The 16,938-nt window shown below is 55.1% G+C and carries 14 protein-coding genes; 7 read left to right on the top strand and 7 right to left on the bottom strand.

Features of this window, described 5'->3' with window-relative positions; genetic code table 11:
- The first annotated feature begins 13 nt into the window (after positions 1–13).
- Positions 14–478 carry a universal stress protein gene (locus tag RBB82_RS25305; RefSeq protein WP_433975902.1) on the top strand — a complete coding sequence of 155 codons (465 nt, stop codon included), beginning with the start codon at positions 14–16 and terminating at the stop codon, positions 476–478.
- Positions 479–627: 149 nt separating this feature from the next.
- Here RBB82_RS25305 and RBB82_RS25300 read toward each other — a convergent pair whose 3' ends face one another.
- Together RBB82_RS25300 and RBB82_RS25295 are read right to left on the bottom strand one after the other, a co-directional pair.
- Positions 628–1,662 carry an NAD(P)-dependent oxidoreductase gene (locus tag RBB82_RS25300; protein WP_433975901.1) on the bottom strand — a complete coding sequence of 345 codons (1,035 nt, stop codon included), beginning with the start codon at positions 1,660–1,662 and terminating at the stop codon, positions 628–630.
- 267 nt (positions 1,663–1,929) lie between these two features.
- The gene (locus tag RBB82_RS25295; protein ID WP_433975900.1) at positions 1,930–2,997 is read right to left on the bottom strand and encodes an amidohydrolase family protein; all 1,068 of its coding nucleotides are present in this window, start codon (positions 2,995–2,997) and stop codon (positions 1,930–1,932) included.
- A 1,257-nt stretch (positions 2,998–4,254) separates the two neighbouring features.
- Between RBB82_RS25295 and RBB82_RS25290 the strand changes: the two genes are divergently transcribed.
- The 3 genes from RBB82_RS25290 (at position 4,255) to RBB82_RS25280 (ending at position 6,160) form a co-directional block, all read left to right on the top strand.
- Positions 4,255–4,785 (top strand): Crp/Fnr family transcriptional regulator, encoded by a 531-nt coding sequence (locus tag RBB82_RS25290; protein ID WP_433975899.1) that lies wholly within the window; start codon positions 4,255–4,257, stop codon positions 4,783–4,785.
- Positions 4,786–5,116: 331 nt separating this feature from the next.
- Entirely contained in the window at positions 5,117–5,461 is a 345-nt protein-coding gene (locus RBB82_RS25285) for a hypothetical protein (RefSeq protein WP_433975898.1), read from the top strand.
- A 180-nt stretch (positions 5,462–5,641) separates the two neighbouring features.
- Positions 5,642–6,160, top strand: a complete 519-nt coding sequence (locus RBB82_RS25280) for a class I SAM-dependent methyltransferase (RefSeq protein ID WP_433975897.1) — start codon at positions 5,642–5,644, stop codon at positions 6,158–6,160.
- Between the two features lie 493 nt (positions 6,161–6,653).
- Here the strand turns inward: RBB82_RS25280 and RBB82_RS25275 are convergent, their stop codons facing one another.
- Entirely contained in the window at positions 6,654–7,607 is a 954-nt protein-coding gene (locus RBB82_RS25275) for a tyrosine-type recombinase/integrase (protein ID WP_433975896.1), read from the bottom strand.
- 213 nt (positions 7,608–7,820) lie between these two features.
- Between RBB82_RS25275 and RBB82_RS25270 the strand changes: the two genes are divergently transcribed.
- Entirely contained in the window at positions 7,821–8,534 is a 714-nt protein-coding gene (locus tag RBB82_RS25270; protein ID WP_433975895.1) for a DUF4386 domain-containing protein, read from the top strand.
- 154 nt (positions 8,535–8,688) lie between these two features.
- The gene (locus RBB82_RS25265; protein ID WP_433975894.1) at positions 8,689–11,259 is read left to right on the top strand and encodes a protein kinase domain-containing protein; all 2,571 of its coding nucleotides are present in this window, start codon (positions 8,689–8,691) and stop codon (positions 11,257–11,259) included.
- A gap of 540 nt (positions 11,260–11,799) precedes the next feature.
- Here RBB82_RS25265 and RBB82_RS25260 read toward each other — a convergent pair.
- From RBB82_RS25260 to RBB82_RS25245, 4 genes are all read right to left on the bottom strand, one after another.
- The gene (locus RBB82_RS25260; protein WP_433975893.1) at positions 11,800–12,114 is read right to left on the bottom strand and encodes a hypothetical protein; all 315 of its coding nucleotides are present in this window, start codon (positions 12,112–12,114) and stop codon (positions 11,800–11,802) included.
- A 48-nt stretch (positions 12,115–12,162) separates the two neighbouring features.
- Positions 12,163–12,759 carry a hypothetical protein gene (locus RBB82_RS25255; RefSeq protein WP_433975892.1) on the bottom strand — a complete coding sequence of 199 codons (597 nt, stop codon included), beginning with the start codon at positions 12,757–12,759 and terminating at the stop codon, positions 12,163–12,165.
- A 53-nt stretch (positions 12,760–12,812) separates the two neighbouring features.
- A complete protein-coding gene (locus tag RBB82_RS25250) occupies positions 12,813–13,280 on the bottom strand; it encodes a hypothetical protein (protein WP_433975891.1) in 468 nt (155 codons plus the stop codon).
- A gap of 108 nt (positions 13,281–13,388) precedes the next feature.
- Positions 13,389–14,294: a PEP-CTERM sorting domain-containing protein gene (locus RBB82_RS25245; protein ID WP_433975890.1), complete on the bottom strand. Its 906-nt coding sequence runs from the start codon at positions 14,292–14,294 to the stop codon at positions 13,389–13,391.
- A gap of 225 nt (positions 14,295–14,519) precedes the next feature.
- Between RBB82_RS25245 and RBB82_RS25240 the strand changes: the two genes are divergently transcribed.
- The gene (locus tag RBB82_RS25240) at positions 14,520–16,904 is read left to right on the top strand and encodes a winged helix-turn-helix domain-containing protein (protein WP_433975889.1); all 2,385 of its coding nucleotides are present in this window, start codon (positions 14,520–14,522) and stop codon (positions 16,902–16,904) included.
- Positions 16,905–16,938 lie beyond the last annotated feature (34 nt).

The raw sequence follows: 16,938 nt of genomic DNA, 5'->3' as shown, positions 1-16,938 counted from the left end.
ACACGATGACAAAATGCAGCTTCACCCTAAGAAGATTCTCCTCCCGGTCGACTTCAGTCCTTCATCCGATGCCGCGCTTAAGACCGGGACGGAGTTCGCGCAGCACTTTCAATCGCAGCTCGTTTTACTAAACATCGTGCCCGTGATCCCGATTGTCTCTGCCGACGAGTTTTCCAGCTGCTACTTTCCTCAGCAGGAGTTCTTGGAGGAGGCGAAAAAAAAGGCATCAGAGCGTTTGGCTACGTGCACTCACCATCTTGCCGGAATGGGTGTGCAGGCCTCCTCCCTGGTCGAAGTCGGAAACGATATTGTGGGAAATATCTTGATGGTGATCGATCGGGAGCACATCGACATGGTTGTTATTTCCACTCATGGTACTTCTGGATGGAGACCCACTGTCTTCGGATCGATCGCCGAAAAAGTCGTAAGACTTGCGGAGTGTCCGATTCTTCTACTACGAAGTGCCAAAGCCGGATGAACTTCGAGACTGCTTGTATCAGTCTTGGCCAACCTCTTCGCTCGTGCGAAATCACTCACTGACGCGGATTTACGACGGACACCGGTAACCTTCGCGTGTAGGGCAAAGCGATCTGATGGACCAACATAAAATCAACCTCGGTTCAGGATTCAGCCTGCCGCCACTAGAGAGCTTTTGTTGTGCGATTTGTCACCGTTAAAAGGTTCTCGCAAAAGCACTCTTGGGTTTATAGGGTCATTGATGATTCCCGCTGATCGCAATCCATTTCGATACTCGGCCAAGACCTCACCCAGGTACCTCAAAGTGCCATCGAGCATCACGTCCGTAGATCCCGCGATATGTGGCGTGACAAAGATACGTGGCTCACTGAGAAGTGGGTTCTCTTCGCTGACAGGCTCATCTTTCACCACATCCAAACCGGCCCCAAAGAGGTGGCCGCTCTTCACTGCCGCCAGCAGAGCCGGTTCATCCACCAAGGTCCCTCGACCTACATTGACCAACACCGCATTCTTCTTCATTGCCGCCAGTACCGTCCCATCGATCATGTCTTCATTTTCCGTCGTTCCCGGAATGGCCAGAACCACATAGTCAGCCGCCGCCGCTGCGATCTTCAACTCGTGGCGTCGATATGCTCGAACTCCATTCGGCGCGTGCTCCGGGTGATCATCGACGCCCGTCAAGATCATCCCGAATCCTCGGAGCCTTTCGATCAACAGATCTCCGATTCCTCCTAGCCCTACAATGCAAGCGGTCTTGCCGAAAAGCGCCATATTCTCTTGCAGCTTCTCGGACCGGTCCTGCGGGGTGCCATGTGTAAAGGAAAGTTCTTCATTCAGCCTGCGAGAGGCTGCGAGCATCAACAGCACAGCAACTTCAGCCACCGATTCACCATTGCCGGTCTTCGTCGTAGGCGCCGAGCCCACCCAGACACCAGCCTTCGTTGCCGCATCGACATCCACTCCCTCGTACCCAGCAGAGGCCATCTGGATCAGACCAAGCTTCGCCTGTGCTTCTATTTCCGTAGACACGACTCTATCGAAAGCAATGATCACCTCCAATTCCGTCGATGGAGCCTCCTCACCCGGCTGCCATTTAGAAAACTCGTCTCGTGAGTAGTCCAACTGAAGTCGCCTAAACATCTCCAGCGCAAATGCATTGTGCTTTCCGAAAAAACCGATCTTCATGACCAACCTCAATTCTGTACAGACGCCGACAGCGCAGTCTGACGGACCAACATAAAACCAACCTCAGTTCAGGAGGCTGCTTCAGCTTCTGGAGCGTTGTCCGCTCAGGAGACGGACCGATCCTTGAAGCTACCTCTGCGCGACTCGATTTAGCTCATCTGCTCGAATGGCAACCTTCGGTAGCAGCCAATGAAGGCGAATCCGCTCGAGCTGTTACCGTCCTGCCCCGGAAACTTCTACATGATTTCCGGGGCTCGCCCATCAAGACTAAGCAGCTTTGGGAACGAGGCGAGGTGCACTCTCAGCCAAACGGAGCAAGGCAAGTGTATTGGTTGAGAAAATTCTCTTACGATCTTCAGCAGCAGGGATCGTTTCGTTTACAAGGTCGATGTGCAACTTTGGACTCATTGGAACCGGCCCGAAGTCGGTTCCAAACAGTATGCGGTCAATGCCGCACATCTCGATCATGGCCTTGAGGCCGATCGCGCTGGGGCCCATCGTATCCACATAGATATTCGATCTGAAGTACTCCGAAGGCTTACGAAGGTTCTTATCCACCTTGTGAATCGGAGGGTTCTGGATGCCTTTGTAGTTCAACTCCCAGTTCCAATCGAGCCTGCAAATCACGGGGGCGAGGGCACCACCCATGTGAACGAAAAGGACCTTCAGCTTTGGGTATCTATCGAAGACGCCGCTGTAGATCATACGAGCTGCCGACAGCGCCGTATCGAATGGCCGGCCTACGGCTTCGATGAGCCTGTACTGCTGCATTGCAGCAGCGCCTATCGATACCAGCGGTGGATGAATATGGACGAGCACATCCTTGTCCTGCGCGTACTCCCATAGCCACTCGGCCTTGGGCGAATCGAGAAAGACCTGATCTGCACCGCTTCCGTAGCTGGTTGAAATGCTGATGGCGCATGCTGCTTTGTTGGAAATTAGCGGATCAATGACATCACGCGCACTCTCTTCCAGAGCATGAGCATTGGCCATACAGGCAACTTCATCGGGGAACCTGTCTCGAAGTTCGAAGGACTCGTCGTTCAGGAATCTGAGTGTGTCGATCGTGTTTGCTTTGATGATGTGCTGGGCGAACGTCTCCACTTCGCCGCCATAGCTGTTCACGCAGGAAGACACCCCACTCTGCCGCTGAATCTCCATCGAATAATCAACATCAACCGACTCGCGATAGAAAAACATCTCGCCAGCATTGGCCTGCGGCAATGGCTTTGAGTCGTCAAAACCTATATTCTCGACAAATTTCTGACGCAGTTTGGGCCCGAAAATGTGCCGGTGGGTGTCGATAATGCTTGTAGCTACTCGAGATTGAGTCATTTGGATCTCCTTTATATATTTCTGTTCTGTTGTGCGAATCTGTTGCCACGCTCGCTCCGGTCTGATCAACTAAGCTTGCGGTATCGACGATCATCTGACAGCGAGTAAATGCCGTCCGCAAATCTCCATACAAATCACCGTGACGCTCTCCCGCAATGAACTACAGGACCAGTCTAAGAGGGCTCACGAGCATTTGCAGTGACCGCCATCACGCGATGCCGATCGCATCTTCGGCAAGTAATGCGACAAAAATCGAATCGCTCCTAGTGCCGAGGCGGACGTTGAATTTATACCCCTGCTATGCATCTCCGCGAGCCAAACTTCACTATTCAGGTTGGGCGACATAGAACCATCAGCGAGCACGTTTACTCGAAGCCAATGCAAAAGCCAGCAGTCGCGTGGACCGCTGGCTCCTACTTTTTTACGGCTCAATGGTTGAGTTGCCGGGTGCTCCGAAACAAGCAGTTTGGATTGCCCTTATTGTGTTTGGCTTCCCGCATTCGCTTCCTGCCGCTCATCGATTGGTCTTGGATTCATACTCCCGCTCTCTGGGCGTGAGTCGTTGACTTTCAGATCGACGTCGCGGGGATGTTCTGACGGTGATGTGACCAGGTGTGCTTTGTGAGCACTCGAAAGGTGATTCCTTACATCCGAACCTTTATTCAACATAGCTGCTCCAGTATTCCCGTTGCGTACTTGGAGGGCGCTCGTCTAGGGCGAAATAAATGACTGCTGAAGGCGAGATGCGAAAAGACTCGCTAATAGTTACAGGATACGCTTCGATCCGCCACTACGCCGCCACTGGCCACTTATAACGTCCATCTGCTCTTAGGCGGCCAGCGCTCGTAGGAGGTTAGGGATGGAACTTCTTCCATTTATCTCTACACTTCCTTCCAAGAGGCAGGTTTTATCTGGACAGTAATACTTATGTAAGGTTGCCGACAGAGGCGCACGGAGCGCATCTCATTTAATACCGGCAAACCTCGAATTTGCCTTCTCTTATCAGAGACGTGATCGCTTCCGTGCCCGCAGACGGTCGACCTTGCGAACTGATGCTGGGGGCGCACTTATGTCTTTTTGCCACAATAATCTTTTCCTACCTAAATTGCTCGACGAGAGCCGCAATCTGCTCGTTCCGCGCGGCACTACAGTTTCATTACCCAGGCGAACCGTTCTCTATGAAGCCAACCAGCTTCCTCCGTTCGCTTATTTCCTGACGTCTGGAATCGCATCCGTAGTCATATCGATGGTGTTGGAATGATTGGCTGTGAAGGCATAGTGGGAGCCATTCATTTGCTCGCAGACTCTCCAGTACCGACTAACTGCTTTATTCAGATTGAGGCTACCGCTGTCAGAATTTCGATGTCGGACGTGCAGAACGCCTTCAGTTTGTCCTCGGAGATAAGACAGCGCGTCCTCGAGTGTGTTCAGCAGCAGTCTAATAGTGCGAGTCGGGTAGCAGGTTGTAATCGCCTCCACGAGGCTGGCGCTCGGCTTGCTCGATGGCTCCTCACTGCTCAGGATATTACCCATGCGGATGTCCTCGATTTCACCCAGGAGTATTTAGCGGAGATGATCGGGGCGCAGCGGACCACGGTCACGGGTATAGCTGGAATACTGCAGAAGCACGGGCTCATCAGTTATAGCCGCGGTCGTGTTCACATACTTAGTCGCCAAGGTCTGATAGGCGTAGCGTGTAAATGCTACCCGGTCACGAGAGGTATAGCGATGAAGACACTCGACACAGATGCAGTTCTAAGTACATTTGCCAGTGCAATACCAACTTAGATCGCAGGAGACTCGAGAAGATGCGGAATGCCACAATTTTCCCTTTTCAATGCTTCGATTTTGGATACTTGGTCCTGCCTGCAGTCGTCTCTTTGCGCCGAGGAGACAGACCGAGCTATTCAAGCGTTCCGTCAATTAGTTCATTCGTTTTCCGTAAGTAGATTCTAGTCGTCGAGATGAGGACAACGTGAGTTGCTTAAGAATAGGTCTGCTATCACTTTTCATGACACCTGCGATTCTCCATTCGCAGGTCTTGCCCTCCAATAATTCACCTAGAAATGGCAGGGAGTCGAGTGAGTGCATTGTCAAGACTCCGGGCAATACCGTCACCATGGAGATCACAATCCACTTCAACACCAAACAGTCGACGGATGGACTCAATGTGATAATCGTCTTTGTCGATCCACATGGGATTGTCCTTCCACTCACAAACATTCATGCGACTTATATAGCAGAAGAGAGATATAACCTGACCGCCCGTGTCGGGGAACAAGCCGTGATCGGCGAATATCATCTCACTGAAATGCGGGTAGCATCTCAGCTCGCCTGTACAAAAGCGTTTCATGCCGATTACAAAAACTCGAAGCAGAATTGCATTGCCATCGAGCAAGGAATCCAGATACCTTCGTCATCAATCTCCGAAGGGGAGATCATTCATATAGGGCCGCCGCGGTAGAAGGCCAGTTTCGCCCGGTAGCGAGCGCAAACGCAGCCATCCAGAAGGTCCACGAAGCTTGCTGCGCAGATGGGCGCCGTCATCAAGATGAAAACTTCCTTTCGACGAGGCGACTTCTTGGAACGACCCCGAATATTACTACTCAAACGTCGTCTTGTGAGTGAGAAGTACAGTTGAGGGATGAAGAACAGTGAGGCAACAGCCCTCATCCGTACTCCCATCATTGGGCGGGCGCAACCTCAATCCTGGTGCGATCTCGGTTGTGGCAGCGGGACGTTCACAACGGCGCTTGCGCAGTTGCTGGCTTCCGGTAGCACCATTCATGCTGTTGATCTAGACAAGGGAGCGCTGGAAAGAATTCCTGATCAGTATCACGGTGTCACAATTCGTAAGGTTCTGGGGGATCTGCGCAGCTCTAGCCTTCGGCTCCCCTCGGCGGATGGGATTCTAATGGCAAACTCTCTGCACTTCATTGAGGACCAACATCTGCTCCTAAAAAAACTTTTGTCTGTGACGGGTCGTTTCCTGATTGTGGAATATGAGCGATCCGGGCCAACTCCTTGGGGACCATATCCGGTTGGCTTCGAGAGACTCCGAAAACTCTCCAGCGATGCAGGATTGAAGTGCGTAGAAAAACTGGCAACACGGGCATCGCGGTTTGGTGGCACTATTTACTCAGCCTTAGCCGAGCGGTCCTAATAAGGTGAATGATCGACCGCACAAAACAAGAGCGCGGTTGTAACTGTTCTGCACTTTCTTCAACCATGAACAAATGCGGCAGTGCTCCCGATGGCTTATCTTCTCGGTTTTCCCAACGCAGGCACACAGTCATTTTCCGGTTGAGAGCTATAGTTGCGTTCTTATCTTTACTGGTCTGTGTACGGCATGAAAGTGTCGCCCTTGAGCTTCGAGTCTCCTGATCTAAGCTGGTACTGCGCCGCCAAAGCGTCGAATACTCCGGTTGAGAGCTCTTCATGACTGCTAAATAACGACCGAAGATTCTACGCGACACATCCTGTCACGAAGGCTGCTACTTTGTGGCCACAGGTCTCGCTCCATTATGCAGCAAGCTTTTATTCGAGCAGGAAAACCACGATAAAGCTGTCCAATATTGCTCATTGGCGGCCAAATTGGGGACGATCCGATGATTCTGGCCGGATGGTCGGCAACTCTTCCAGAACCACTTGGCAACTTAGCGACTTGGTTCGATTCCGATGCGATCGTTGACCGCTGACCGAATCCGCTGCTTGCAGCCAAGGTATCGCTCGGTCGTTTGAACCGAGACATGTCCCAGCAGGAACTGGATCTGCTCCAGTTCGCCGCCGGAAGCATGGCACAGGCGAGCGCACGTCCGCCGCAGGTCATGAGGGGCCAGTTTAGGCATACCGATCCCTTTCGCGCAATCCTTCACAATATGCCAGATCGACTTTTCCGTCATGCAGTCTCCCCATGTCCGTCCCATTCTGGTGACCCTGCGAAAGATCCTGCCCCGGGCAATTCCGGCCGCCTCCAGCCACTCGTCCAACTGCCCTTTCACCCAGTCGGGGATCGGAACCGTTCGGACGTGTCCTGCCTTGCCCACCAAATCGACAATCGCCCAGTGTTCTTCGCGTTGCTGTAAGTCATCAATCCTCAGGCCAACGGCTTCGTGCCGTCTCAGCCCACACGCCAGCAGCAACGCAAGAAGTGCTCGGTCCCGCTTCCCTTTGAGACCCTTGTTATCTGGCGATTGCCAAAGAGAGTGAGCCTGCTCGACAGTCAACCAGTTTCCAAGGCGAACACCGAGTTTCTTCACACCTTTGACACGGCGAATGCCAGCTGCGAGATCCGAACTGAGCAGGCCGCAATCGGCCGCTTCGTACGCGAGACGCCGCACAGCGCCCAGGCGCAGGTTGACAGTTCCTGGGGCCAGTTGCCGGGACTCCAGATAACTCCTGTACCGTAAGACCACAATCCGATTTAATGCTAGACGGGGTTCTGAGCAATACCAGTCAACAAACTCATCGATGGCATGACGATACCCGCGCTGGGCGTCGACACTCGTCAAGCCGTTCAGGACTGCGGCCTTGGCATGTTCAAGATCGGGAAGGCGCAAGACGGTCTTGGCTTTCTTGCGATTGACTCGGGAGCGCGGCTTCTGCTTCATGGTCTGTGGCCTCCGTGCCACCAAACCATGATCCGACCCATCCTTGAAGTATGTCCGGATTGCCCGTCATACGACCAGAATCCGGATCAGACCTTGTTGCAAGAGGTTCTGTACGAAATCGCTTGGTTTCGTTGTGTGGGGTAACATTTCGACAGTCTTTGGCGTCTCTCCGGTAGACCCTTTTACCAGGCCCCTTACAACAAGGGAGGGAACATGAGTATCACGAAGAACCCAGGCAGACTCGCAGGTCTGCTGTATGTACTCTTCTCAATACCGGGCGTCTTCGCCATGGTCTATGTTCCCAACAAGCTAATCGTGCACGGAAACGCAGCAGCGACGGCCAACAACATTGCGGCCTCCGCGACGCTTTTTCGCCTCGGCATCGCGGCCCAACTCATCAGCCAGGCCGGTTTTATCTTCGTGGCTCTGGCTCTATACGACCTGCTCAAGGGGGTCAACCGGCGATACGCCGCGCTCATGGTGACATTGGTCGTTGCTTCTATCCCGATAGCGTTTCTGAATGAGCTGAACTCAATCGCTGCGCTCGTTCTCGTGCGCGGGGCTGACTTCCTATCCATATTAGAAAAGCCTCAGCGGGATGCTCTGGCTATGCTGTTCCTCAATCTTCATTTTCAGGGGCTTGTTGTTGACGAGATATTTTTTGGTCTGTGGCTCTTACCGCTCGCGCTGCTCGTGTACGAGTCGCGATTGCTGCCGCGATTGCTGGGCGTCTGGCTCGCCATCGATGGCTTGGCGTGGGTGATCCTGAGCCTTACGGGCATACTGTTGCCGCAGTATTACGACAAGGTGTTTACCTACGCTCAGCCCGCCTCCTTCGGGGAGGTGGCGTTTATGCTGTGGCTTGTCATCAAGGGCGCCAGGTTGCCCGCGCTGGACGCCACAGCCTTATCGTCGGCGGTTAGTTAGGATGCACTTCACGGTTGTCGGCAAAACAGGAAGTTAGGATAGCTTCCGGTTTGTCCGTGACCCGGAAATAATCGCTAAGGCGTCAGGGTTGCGCGAGTCCTCGAATGAAGACTTAGCCACGGAACTTAGCCTGAGAGGTATAATCCGCCTCACCATGCCGTTAGCTGCAGGAACGAAGCTGGATAGCTATGAAATTCTCGGCCTGCTGGGTGCGGGCGGGATGGGCGAGGTATACCGCGCTCGTGATGTTGTTTTAAAACGCGACGTGGCAATCAAGATTCTGCCTTCCTTCGTTTCCCGGGATTCTGACCGCCTTCATCGTTTTGAACAGGAAGCACAGGCGACCGCGGCTCTCAACCATCCCAACATCCTTGCGGTGCATCGGTTTGGCGTCTTTGAAGGTGTTCCCTATCTGGTTTCCGAGTTGCTGGAGGGCGGCACGCTCCGCCAGGTGTTACAATCCGGCCTGCTGCCGGTTCGCAAAACGATCGACTACGCGGTCCAGATCGCGCATGGATTGGCAACCGCCCACGAACAAGGAATTGTTCACCGCGACCTAAAACCGGAGAACCTCTTCATCACCAAGGACGGCCGCATCAAGATTCTGGATTTCGGGCTTGCAAAGCTAATGCAGCCCCAGCCAGAGCCGGACGGCAACGCGCCGACGATGCGCCCCGGAACAGATCCCGGCATGGTCATGGGCACCGCCGGATACATGTCTCCCGAGCAGGTTCGCGGGAAAGCGGTCGATCATCGGACCGACATCTTCGCTTTCGGCGCGATTCTCTATGAGATGCTGACCGGCACACGAGCATTCCATCGGTCCACATCAGCGGAGACGATGACCGCCATCCTCAACGACGATCCGCCCTCGATTTCGCAGCTTGCGCCGAGCATCCCCCCGGGGCTGCAGCGCGTGGTGCATCGCTGCCTGGAAAAGAATCCCGAACAGCGTTTTCACTCTGCATCGGATCTGGCATTTGCACTTGAAGCCTTGTCGGAATCGGGTATCGTCCCGGCGGTCGCCACCAAGGGATTTCCCAGTCAACGCCGAAGGAGCAGAGCACTAATTTGGTCGGGCGGCGTGATCGCGCTTCTTACGCTTGCGGACGCGGCGTATTTCGTGGTCGCAAGCCGGAATAGTGTTCCCCCGCTGCGAGTCTCGGCGTACAGCCAGATCACTCACGATGGCCATGCAAAGCAGCTTAGGGGAACTGACGGAAGCAGGCTCTACTTTGATCAGGGTCAACTACTACTTATCGGCCAGGTTGCGATTTCAGGCGGAGAGATCGCCCCGGTCCCGGTGACGGTGTCCGGCCCGCAACTGGTGGATGTTTCCCCGGATGGGTCCACTTTTCTCGTCGCGTCATTTACGGGAGGCCTGCAAAAAGCTTACCCCCTGTGGAGTGTTCGGATCCTGGGTGGTTCGGTCCGCCATCTGGCGGAAGCCGTGGATGCGGCCTGGAGTCCCGACGGAAGCACGGTTGCCTACTCAACCGGGGAAGGCGATATCCACCTTATTCAGAGCGATGGCGCGGAAGATCGAAGGTTGGCCTCGGTTGGAAGCCTGGTTACTTCGATCTGTTGGTCGCCCGACGGCAAGACCATCCGATTTACGAAGGACCAGGCCCTCTGGGAAATGTCTTCCAGCGGGTCTGATCTGCATCGGGTGCTCCCCGCCTGGTCGGCTGGCCAGGACTATGGACAGTGGGCTCAGGACGGGAGATTCTTCTTCGTGTCCAGAGGCCAGATATGGATGATTGATGAGCGGCACTTGCTCTTCCGGCGATCATCCGATCAGCCCGTTCAAATGACTTCAGGGCCTATCCGTTGGGACTCGCCCATTCCTGGGAAGGATGGGAAGACTATCTTTGCTTCCGGTGTCACCCCCCGTGGAGAACTGATCCGCTTCGACGCCCAGTCCCGGCAATTCCAGTCCTTCCTCGCGGGAATTTCCGCCGAATTTGTGTCCTTCTCACGGGACGGTAAGTCTGTGGCCTACGTTTCCTATCCCGACGGGATCTTGTGGAGGGCCAACGAAGATGGAAGCTCACCCATACAGCTCACCAACGGTACGATTTACCCGAGATTGCCCAATTGGTCGCCTGACGGCACACAAATCGTATTCGTGGCGACGCCCCCGCACGGTGGCAACACCAGGGCGTATATAGTGTCATCTCAGGGCGGCACTCCGCGGCTGCTTCTCCCAGAAGAAGCTGGACCGGAGACTGATGCGAACTGGTCGCCCGACGGACCGATTGCCTTTTCGACGAGCGGAGAGGGAGGCAACGATCCAAAGAGCGTCATCTGCATTCTCGAACTTGGCAGCAACCACGTCACCACCCTCCCCGGATCTGTCGGTATGTTCGCGCCACGCTGGTCTCCGGATGGCCGTTCCATCGTTACCCTGAAGCCAAAATCACTCGGTCTGACTATCTTCGACATCAGGACGCAGCGGTGGTCGACGCCATACAAGGGATTCGCGGGCTTTCCAACGTGGTCGAGAGATAGCCACTCGATTTACGTTTTGAGGTTTCAAGATAATCCGGGCTTGCTTCGAATTCCAGCCAGTGGTGGAAATGCAGAGCGCATCGCCGATCTGAAGGGTGTTCACACTACGGGATTCTACTCGGTATGGCTTGGGCTGGACCCCACCGACGCACCGCTGTTGCTGCGCGACGTAGGAACCAGCGATGTCTACGCCCTTGCGCTGGAACAGAAATAAAACGTTTGGCAATTCCTAACCCAATGGTGCCATCCGGCAGGGATGTGGCGAGATTGTCGTGATGTTTCGAGTCGCTCCGGCCAACTCCCAGTTTGTCGGCAAACCGCACCTTACTCTCCAGCGCCCGACTCCGACCACGTCCACTGAATCCGAAACGCTTGAACCATCGAACTTGCCGCAAACCTGACTTTGCGGGCGCTACGGGATTTACTTCCGGTTTGCCCGTGATACGCCCGGAACCCAGGAGTGAGGCTGCAATAGGTGCAGATGGGGCGAACGTTCGATAGGGGCTGTCCATGCACTCAATCGTGGCCGTCGGCACCGGCTTCGTCTTCGGTTCCCTCGCGTCTTCACCCCGTGCTGGCGGGCCCCTATCCGCGGTCCACTCAAACGGTTTCAACAGAGCCTGCCAGCCGAGCATGCGGCAACGAGTTCTCATACGCGTGATACGGCCAGCCACCAGTCTTCACGTGAACTCTGTACAGGCGTTCGAGCCATCTTTGTCTATTTTTGCAGTTCAACAAAGATGGCCTGCGACACTCAGTCTACGTGGTGATCGTTCGTTCTTGACCCTATCGTCGTGAAGTGAATCGTGAGCACCTCGGCAGAGTTGTTATCCATCAGGTCCATTTGCTTTCCGCCGTCAATAATTACGAACGAGTGGAGACCAGCCCCAACAACGTCCGCAATGCCGGTGCAATCGCGATTCACCGTCCAGGTTCCGGTTAGCGGCCATGGAAAAACATTGCTGTTGAGATTGACCGTCTGGTCCGCGACGAAGTGACCTTTACCGTCGAACGTTGACACCCCGGCCGCTACGATAGGTCCCTGACCGAAGACCTCTCCTTTGAGCACCGACCCATAAGCTCCGTTCAGGGAAGCTACTGAGCATCCTCTGTCTCCCTATTGCCGGTCTTCTTGGTGGTCCCACTCTTTGGCTACTCCGGAGACCGTTCCCGTGAACTCCCCCGTAGTGGTGAAGAAGACAGGGTTGCCAAGGGCGTCGGCCAACAGCGGCACCACTGTCTCGGTCAAGGTAAGAGTGCCAGACGCATCCTTGAAACGCCCGGTTCCACCAGTGATTTGGAAGGTCAAAGTGCAGTGCGCCTGCTGAGCCGCGAGATCGATGCAATCTTCTCCCTGCGTGAGAGTCACCTTCAATAGGCCCCCATCCTGGAAGCGAAGTACGCCCGCGCCGGCCCTACTTGAAAAAGCAATCTTATTTGAGCCCGAGCAGGTGCTGGACGATTGCGGAAAAGCTGTGATAGCCCTGACACCGACAAAGGTGAATGCGCCTAGCGTACCGTTCCCGGCGACATCCAAGTCGCTGTTCGTCGTGCTGGGTTGCTGTAGATTAATCGTGCTGGGCCCGGTAGTTCCCGAAAACCCCATCTTTACGGGATACCGTTGTGCGTAAACGGTTGCGACGCCGAGGTTGAGCATCAGTGTGAGGGCGAGAGCTAACGGGAAGAGCAGCTTTTTTTGCGCGCGTAATTTCATAAAAAAATCTCCCTAATTGAATTCGCCGCAGGGTGGCGTCGTTGCTGTTGTCGTTACTGTTTTTGAGAGTTGAGGGCGATCTGAGCCAGACCGGCTGTGGACCGCTTAGACGCAATAACCATCTGGTGTTCGGCCCGTTTCTCGGCAGGCGTGCGGGAGCATTCCAGTCCGATGTTGGTGTCGCCCGACCAAACCTGACCCAGGAAGTAGGTTTCGCCATAGCGGTGAAAGAGGAGGTATCCGGTCCGGGGCGTTTGTGAGGAGATCGCCTGGTGCACAATGATCATGTGCCTCTGTCCGTTGGGTCCGTTCAATTCAAGCATCCTGTTTGACCTGAGCAGTATCCGGTAGGTGCCGGCGGGCAGTTCGTGGTTGTCCATCCAGAAAGAGAATGGAACGTTGACGGTGCTGATCGTCTCGGCCGATGCAGCGAAGGCGGATGGGGCGGATGCGATGACGCCGATGGCAAGGGCAGCTGCGATGAGGGTGGAATGAACAATAGAGGGAGCTGAGTTTTTCATGGCGTTTCTCCTTTGAGAATTGACATTGAAGACAAGGACCGATCAACCGGTTTCAGCAGGGATCAGAACCCAAGCGGCGCTCAAGGTAAAAAGGGCGATCGACCGGGTTCAGTACTTACGGGCCAGCTTGTTGCGAGCGAAGGCGACGAGCCCGAGCAATCCGGTGCCAAACAGGGCCAGCGAGGATGGCTCTGGCGTGGGAACCGGGACTGCTCCTTGAATCACTCCGGCAGCCGGATCAAAATTGCTTATAAAGTTGGTGCTGCCGTTCGCCAGGTTAAGACCTTCTATTTGACCTGTCATGTCATTGAATGCGTAATAGGTGCCGTCCACACCGGCAACTGCGCCGATGCCTAGATCGGTGGTTCCGACCAGGGTTCCAAGCCCCGATGAAGGATCGATCTGGTAAAGTGCGGGCGCAACTATGGTCTTCACGACCGTGAATGAATTCAGATCAAATACGAAAGCATCGAATGTTTCGTACAGGTTTCCCGCTGCCCCAAAGATGGCTTGGTCATAAAAATTGATAGTTCCGTCAGCGTTGAAACTGCCTGGGACGTAGGGGATTCCCGGGATGCCGGTGGGGCCAATCAACGTGGCAACGCCGGTCACTGCATTCACGTTATAAAGGCTGTTCTGGAAATCCGTTGCATAAATCTTCCCCGCCGAGTTGCCAAGAGTACTGGCCGAGGTCGATCCACACGGCGAGGTCGACGTTGCGCAATTGTCCAGTCCCGTTGGGCCAACGAGCGTCGGAGCCCCGGTTGCAGGGTTTATTGAGTACAGATTGCTGGAGTAGGCAAACGTAACCAGCGATCCGTTCGGCGCTGTAGCCAGGCCGAAAGATCCAGCTTCGGGTTGGGTCGAACCGATCTGCTGAAATACTCCTGTGGCCAAATTAAGGGTGCCGAACTGTTGAGAACCGTTAACGATGTAGACCAGAGAGTCGGCGTACGCAGAGGTCGTTACAAGAACCAGCGCAAAAATAGTCGTCAGAGTGGAATGGACTCGCATTTTAGGATCTCCTGTGAAGTACCGGTTTAGCCAAGCGGTGACCAAACCGGGTTCAGCACGCACATCAAAACCCAAGCGGCCCTCAAGGTCAAAGCAACTTGTCGTGAAGGCTTTGTTAACTGCTAAGCTGATGCGATTCAAGCGAATAGGAAAGGCCTGTTAACCGGCGTGACGCGGTGGTAGACTCAACTCCTCATCGATCCTCTTCGGCTAGGGTGCCCAAATGTGCAGACACATCCGGGAATTGCCTATCAATTCGGCCCGTTCGAGGTAAATGTCGCCTCGGCGGAGCTACTGAAGAATGGAAGACGCATAAGGCTGCAGGAGCAACCTTATCGGCTCCTCGTCGCGCTGCTGGAAAGTCCTGGAGAAGTCATCAGCCGGGAGGAACTTCGAAGCCGCCTCTGGCCCGACGATACGTTCGTTGATTTCGACGGCAGCCTCCGCGTGGCGGTGGGCAAGCTGAGGGAGGCGTTGGACGATAGCGCGGACGATCCCCGCTACATTGAGACAATTCCCAAGCGAGGATATCGATTCCTTGTTACTGAAGTCCGCAGGGTAGAGGCTGCTCCTGAAGTTGCGGAGCCGGCTGCCGCGAAACCGGAAGCCGCGAAACTGGGCGAGGATGCACGGCGCGACTATCTGGGGCCTTTGAAGACGGGCGCGCGAGCCACTCGATGGTGGTTGGTCGCTGGTGCCGCGATACTGATGATCGGAATCGGACTGGCTGTTGGCACCCGGATGTTTTTTCCTCACAAGGTACACGCGTTGACGGACAAAGACACCATCGTCCTTGCGGACTTTGCCAACACCACCGGCGACCCGGTATTTGACGGCACGCTGCGGCAGGGACTCTCCGTCCAATTAGAACAGTCACCCTTCCTCAGCATTATCCCTGACGAGAAGATCCAGCAGACCCTCGGTCTGATGGGCCAGCACGTCGATGCAAAGCTGATACCGGCAATTGCACGAGAGGTTTGCCAGCGAACGACGAGCGCCGCGGTGCTCGATGGTTCGATTGCGAAGATTGGCACTCAGTATCTTCTGACGCTCAAGGCGGTCAACTGCAAAAGCGGAGAAACGCTGGCGAGCACAGAGGCGGAGGCGAGCGACGAGAACCATGTGCTTAATGCGCTTGGAAAGGTGTCCGTCGAGATACGGAATAAGCTGGGCGAGTCTCTCAACACGATCCAGAAGTTTGATACCCCTTTGGAGGAGGCGACGACACCCTCGCTTGAGGCTCTGAAAGCTTTCAGCTCTGGCATGCAAGCTGTCAGGACAAAAGGGCCGGAGGCGGCGGCGCCGTTTTTCAAGCATGCCGTCGAACTGGACCCGAACTTTGCGGTGGCGTACGCCTACCTGGGGGTCCAGGCAACCACTAGTCTTGAACCCGGCCTCTCTGTGAACTACCGCACAAAGGCCTACGAACTGCGCGACCGGGCCAGTGAGGCCGAGAAGTATTGGATTACCGCCACCTACCATAAAGGAGTTACCGGCAATATCCCGAAGGCTATAGAAGCCTGCGATCTTTGGATCCAGGATTATCCGCGCTCAGAGCTGCCGCACGTCTACCTGGGGGCAGCAATTCTACCGGTGGTTGGCCAATATGAGAGAGCATTCGAAGAATCCTCCGAGGGAGTTCGTCTGCGTCCTGACTTTGCCCTCGCCTACGCTTTCCGCATTCGTGCGTACACCGCTCTTAATCGCTTCGATGAGGCTAAGGCTACCTACGCGCAGGCCCTTGAACGCAAATTACATACTCCCTACATCGATCTCGAAATGTATAACCTTGCCTTCGCGCAGAACGATGCGGCGGGGATGGCCCAACACGCTACAAAGCTGGCGGCCCTGACGAGGTTGGGTCACACAATGTTGAGTACGGAAGGCGATACTGCCGCCTATTCCGGGCACCTTAAAGACGCCCGCGAGCTGACCCGCCGCGCGATGGATAGCGCCCAACGCGGCGGAGAGAAGGACGCGCCTGCCCTCTACTCTGGCACCTCCGCACTGAGAGAAGCCTGGTTCGGCAACACGGAGGAAGCGCGGCGACGCGCCACTTTGGCAATGAAGCTCTCGAGCGGCCGCGATCTGCAGTATTTTGCGGCGCTCGCGTTTGCCTATACCAAGGATAATGCGCGAGCGAAAGCGCTGGCCGATGATCTGAACAAGAAATTTCCGGAAGACACAATTGTGCAGTTCAACTATCTGCCGAGCGTCCGCGGAAAGCTTGCGCTCAACAAAGGAGATGCCTCTGGCGCCACTGCGAGTCTTGCGGCCGCCGCACCCTCTGAGCTAGGGGCGACGAGAGCCAGTGATTTGGATTGGACCGCGATGTTTCCAGTCTTTGTACGTGGCGAAGCTTATCTGGCTGCGCGCCGGGGTAGCGAGGCTGCAGCCGAGTTCCAGAAGATCCTCGACCATCGCGGCCTCGTCCTGAACCAACCCATCGGTGCGCTTGCCCATCTTGGCCTCGGTCGCGCTTATGTGTTGCAGGGCGACACCGTCAAGGCTAAGGCGGCTTATCAGGATTTCCTTACTCTATGGAAGGACGCTGACCAGGATATTCCTGTACTGCAGCAGGCCAAAGCTGAGTACCGAAAATTGCAGTAACAAAGGATTTCGCATCAAACGTTAGGCTTTATCG

Source organism: Tunturiibacter lichenicola, assembly GCF_051013355.1.
Taxonomy (GTDB): Bacteria; Acidobacteriota; Terriglobia; order Terriglobales; family Acidobacteriaceae; genus Edaphobacter; species Edaphobacter lichenicola_F.
Note: the sequence above shows the minus strand (reverse complement) of the source record. Positions and strands in the feature narration are given on the sequence as shown.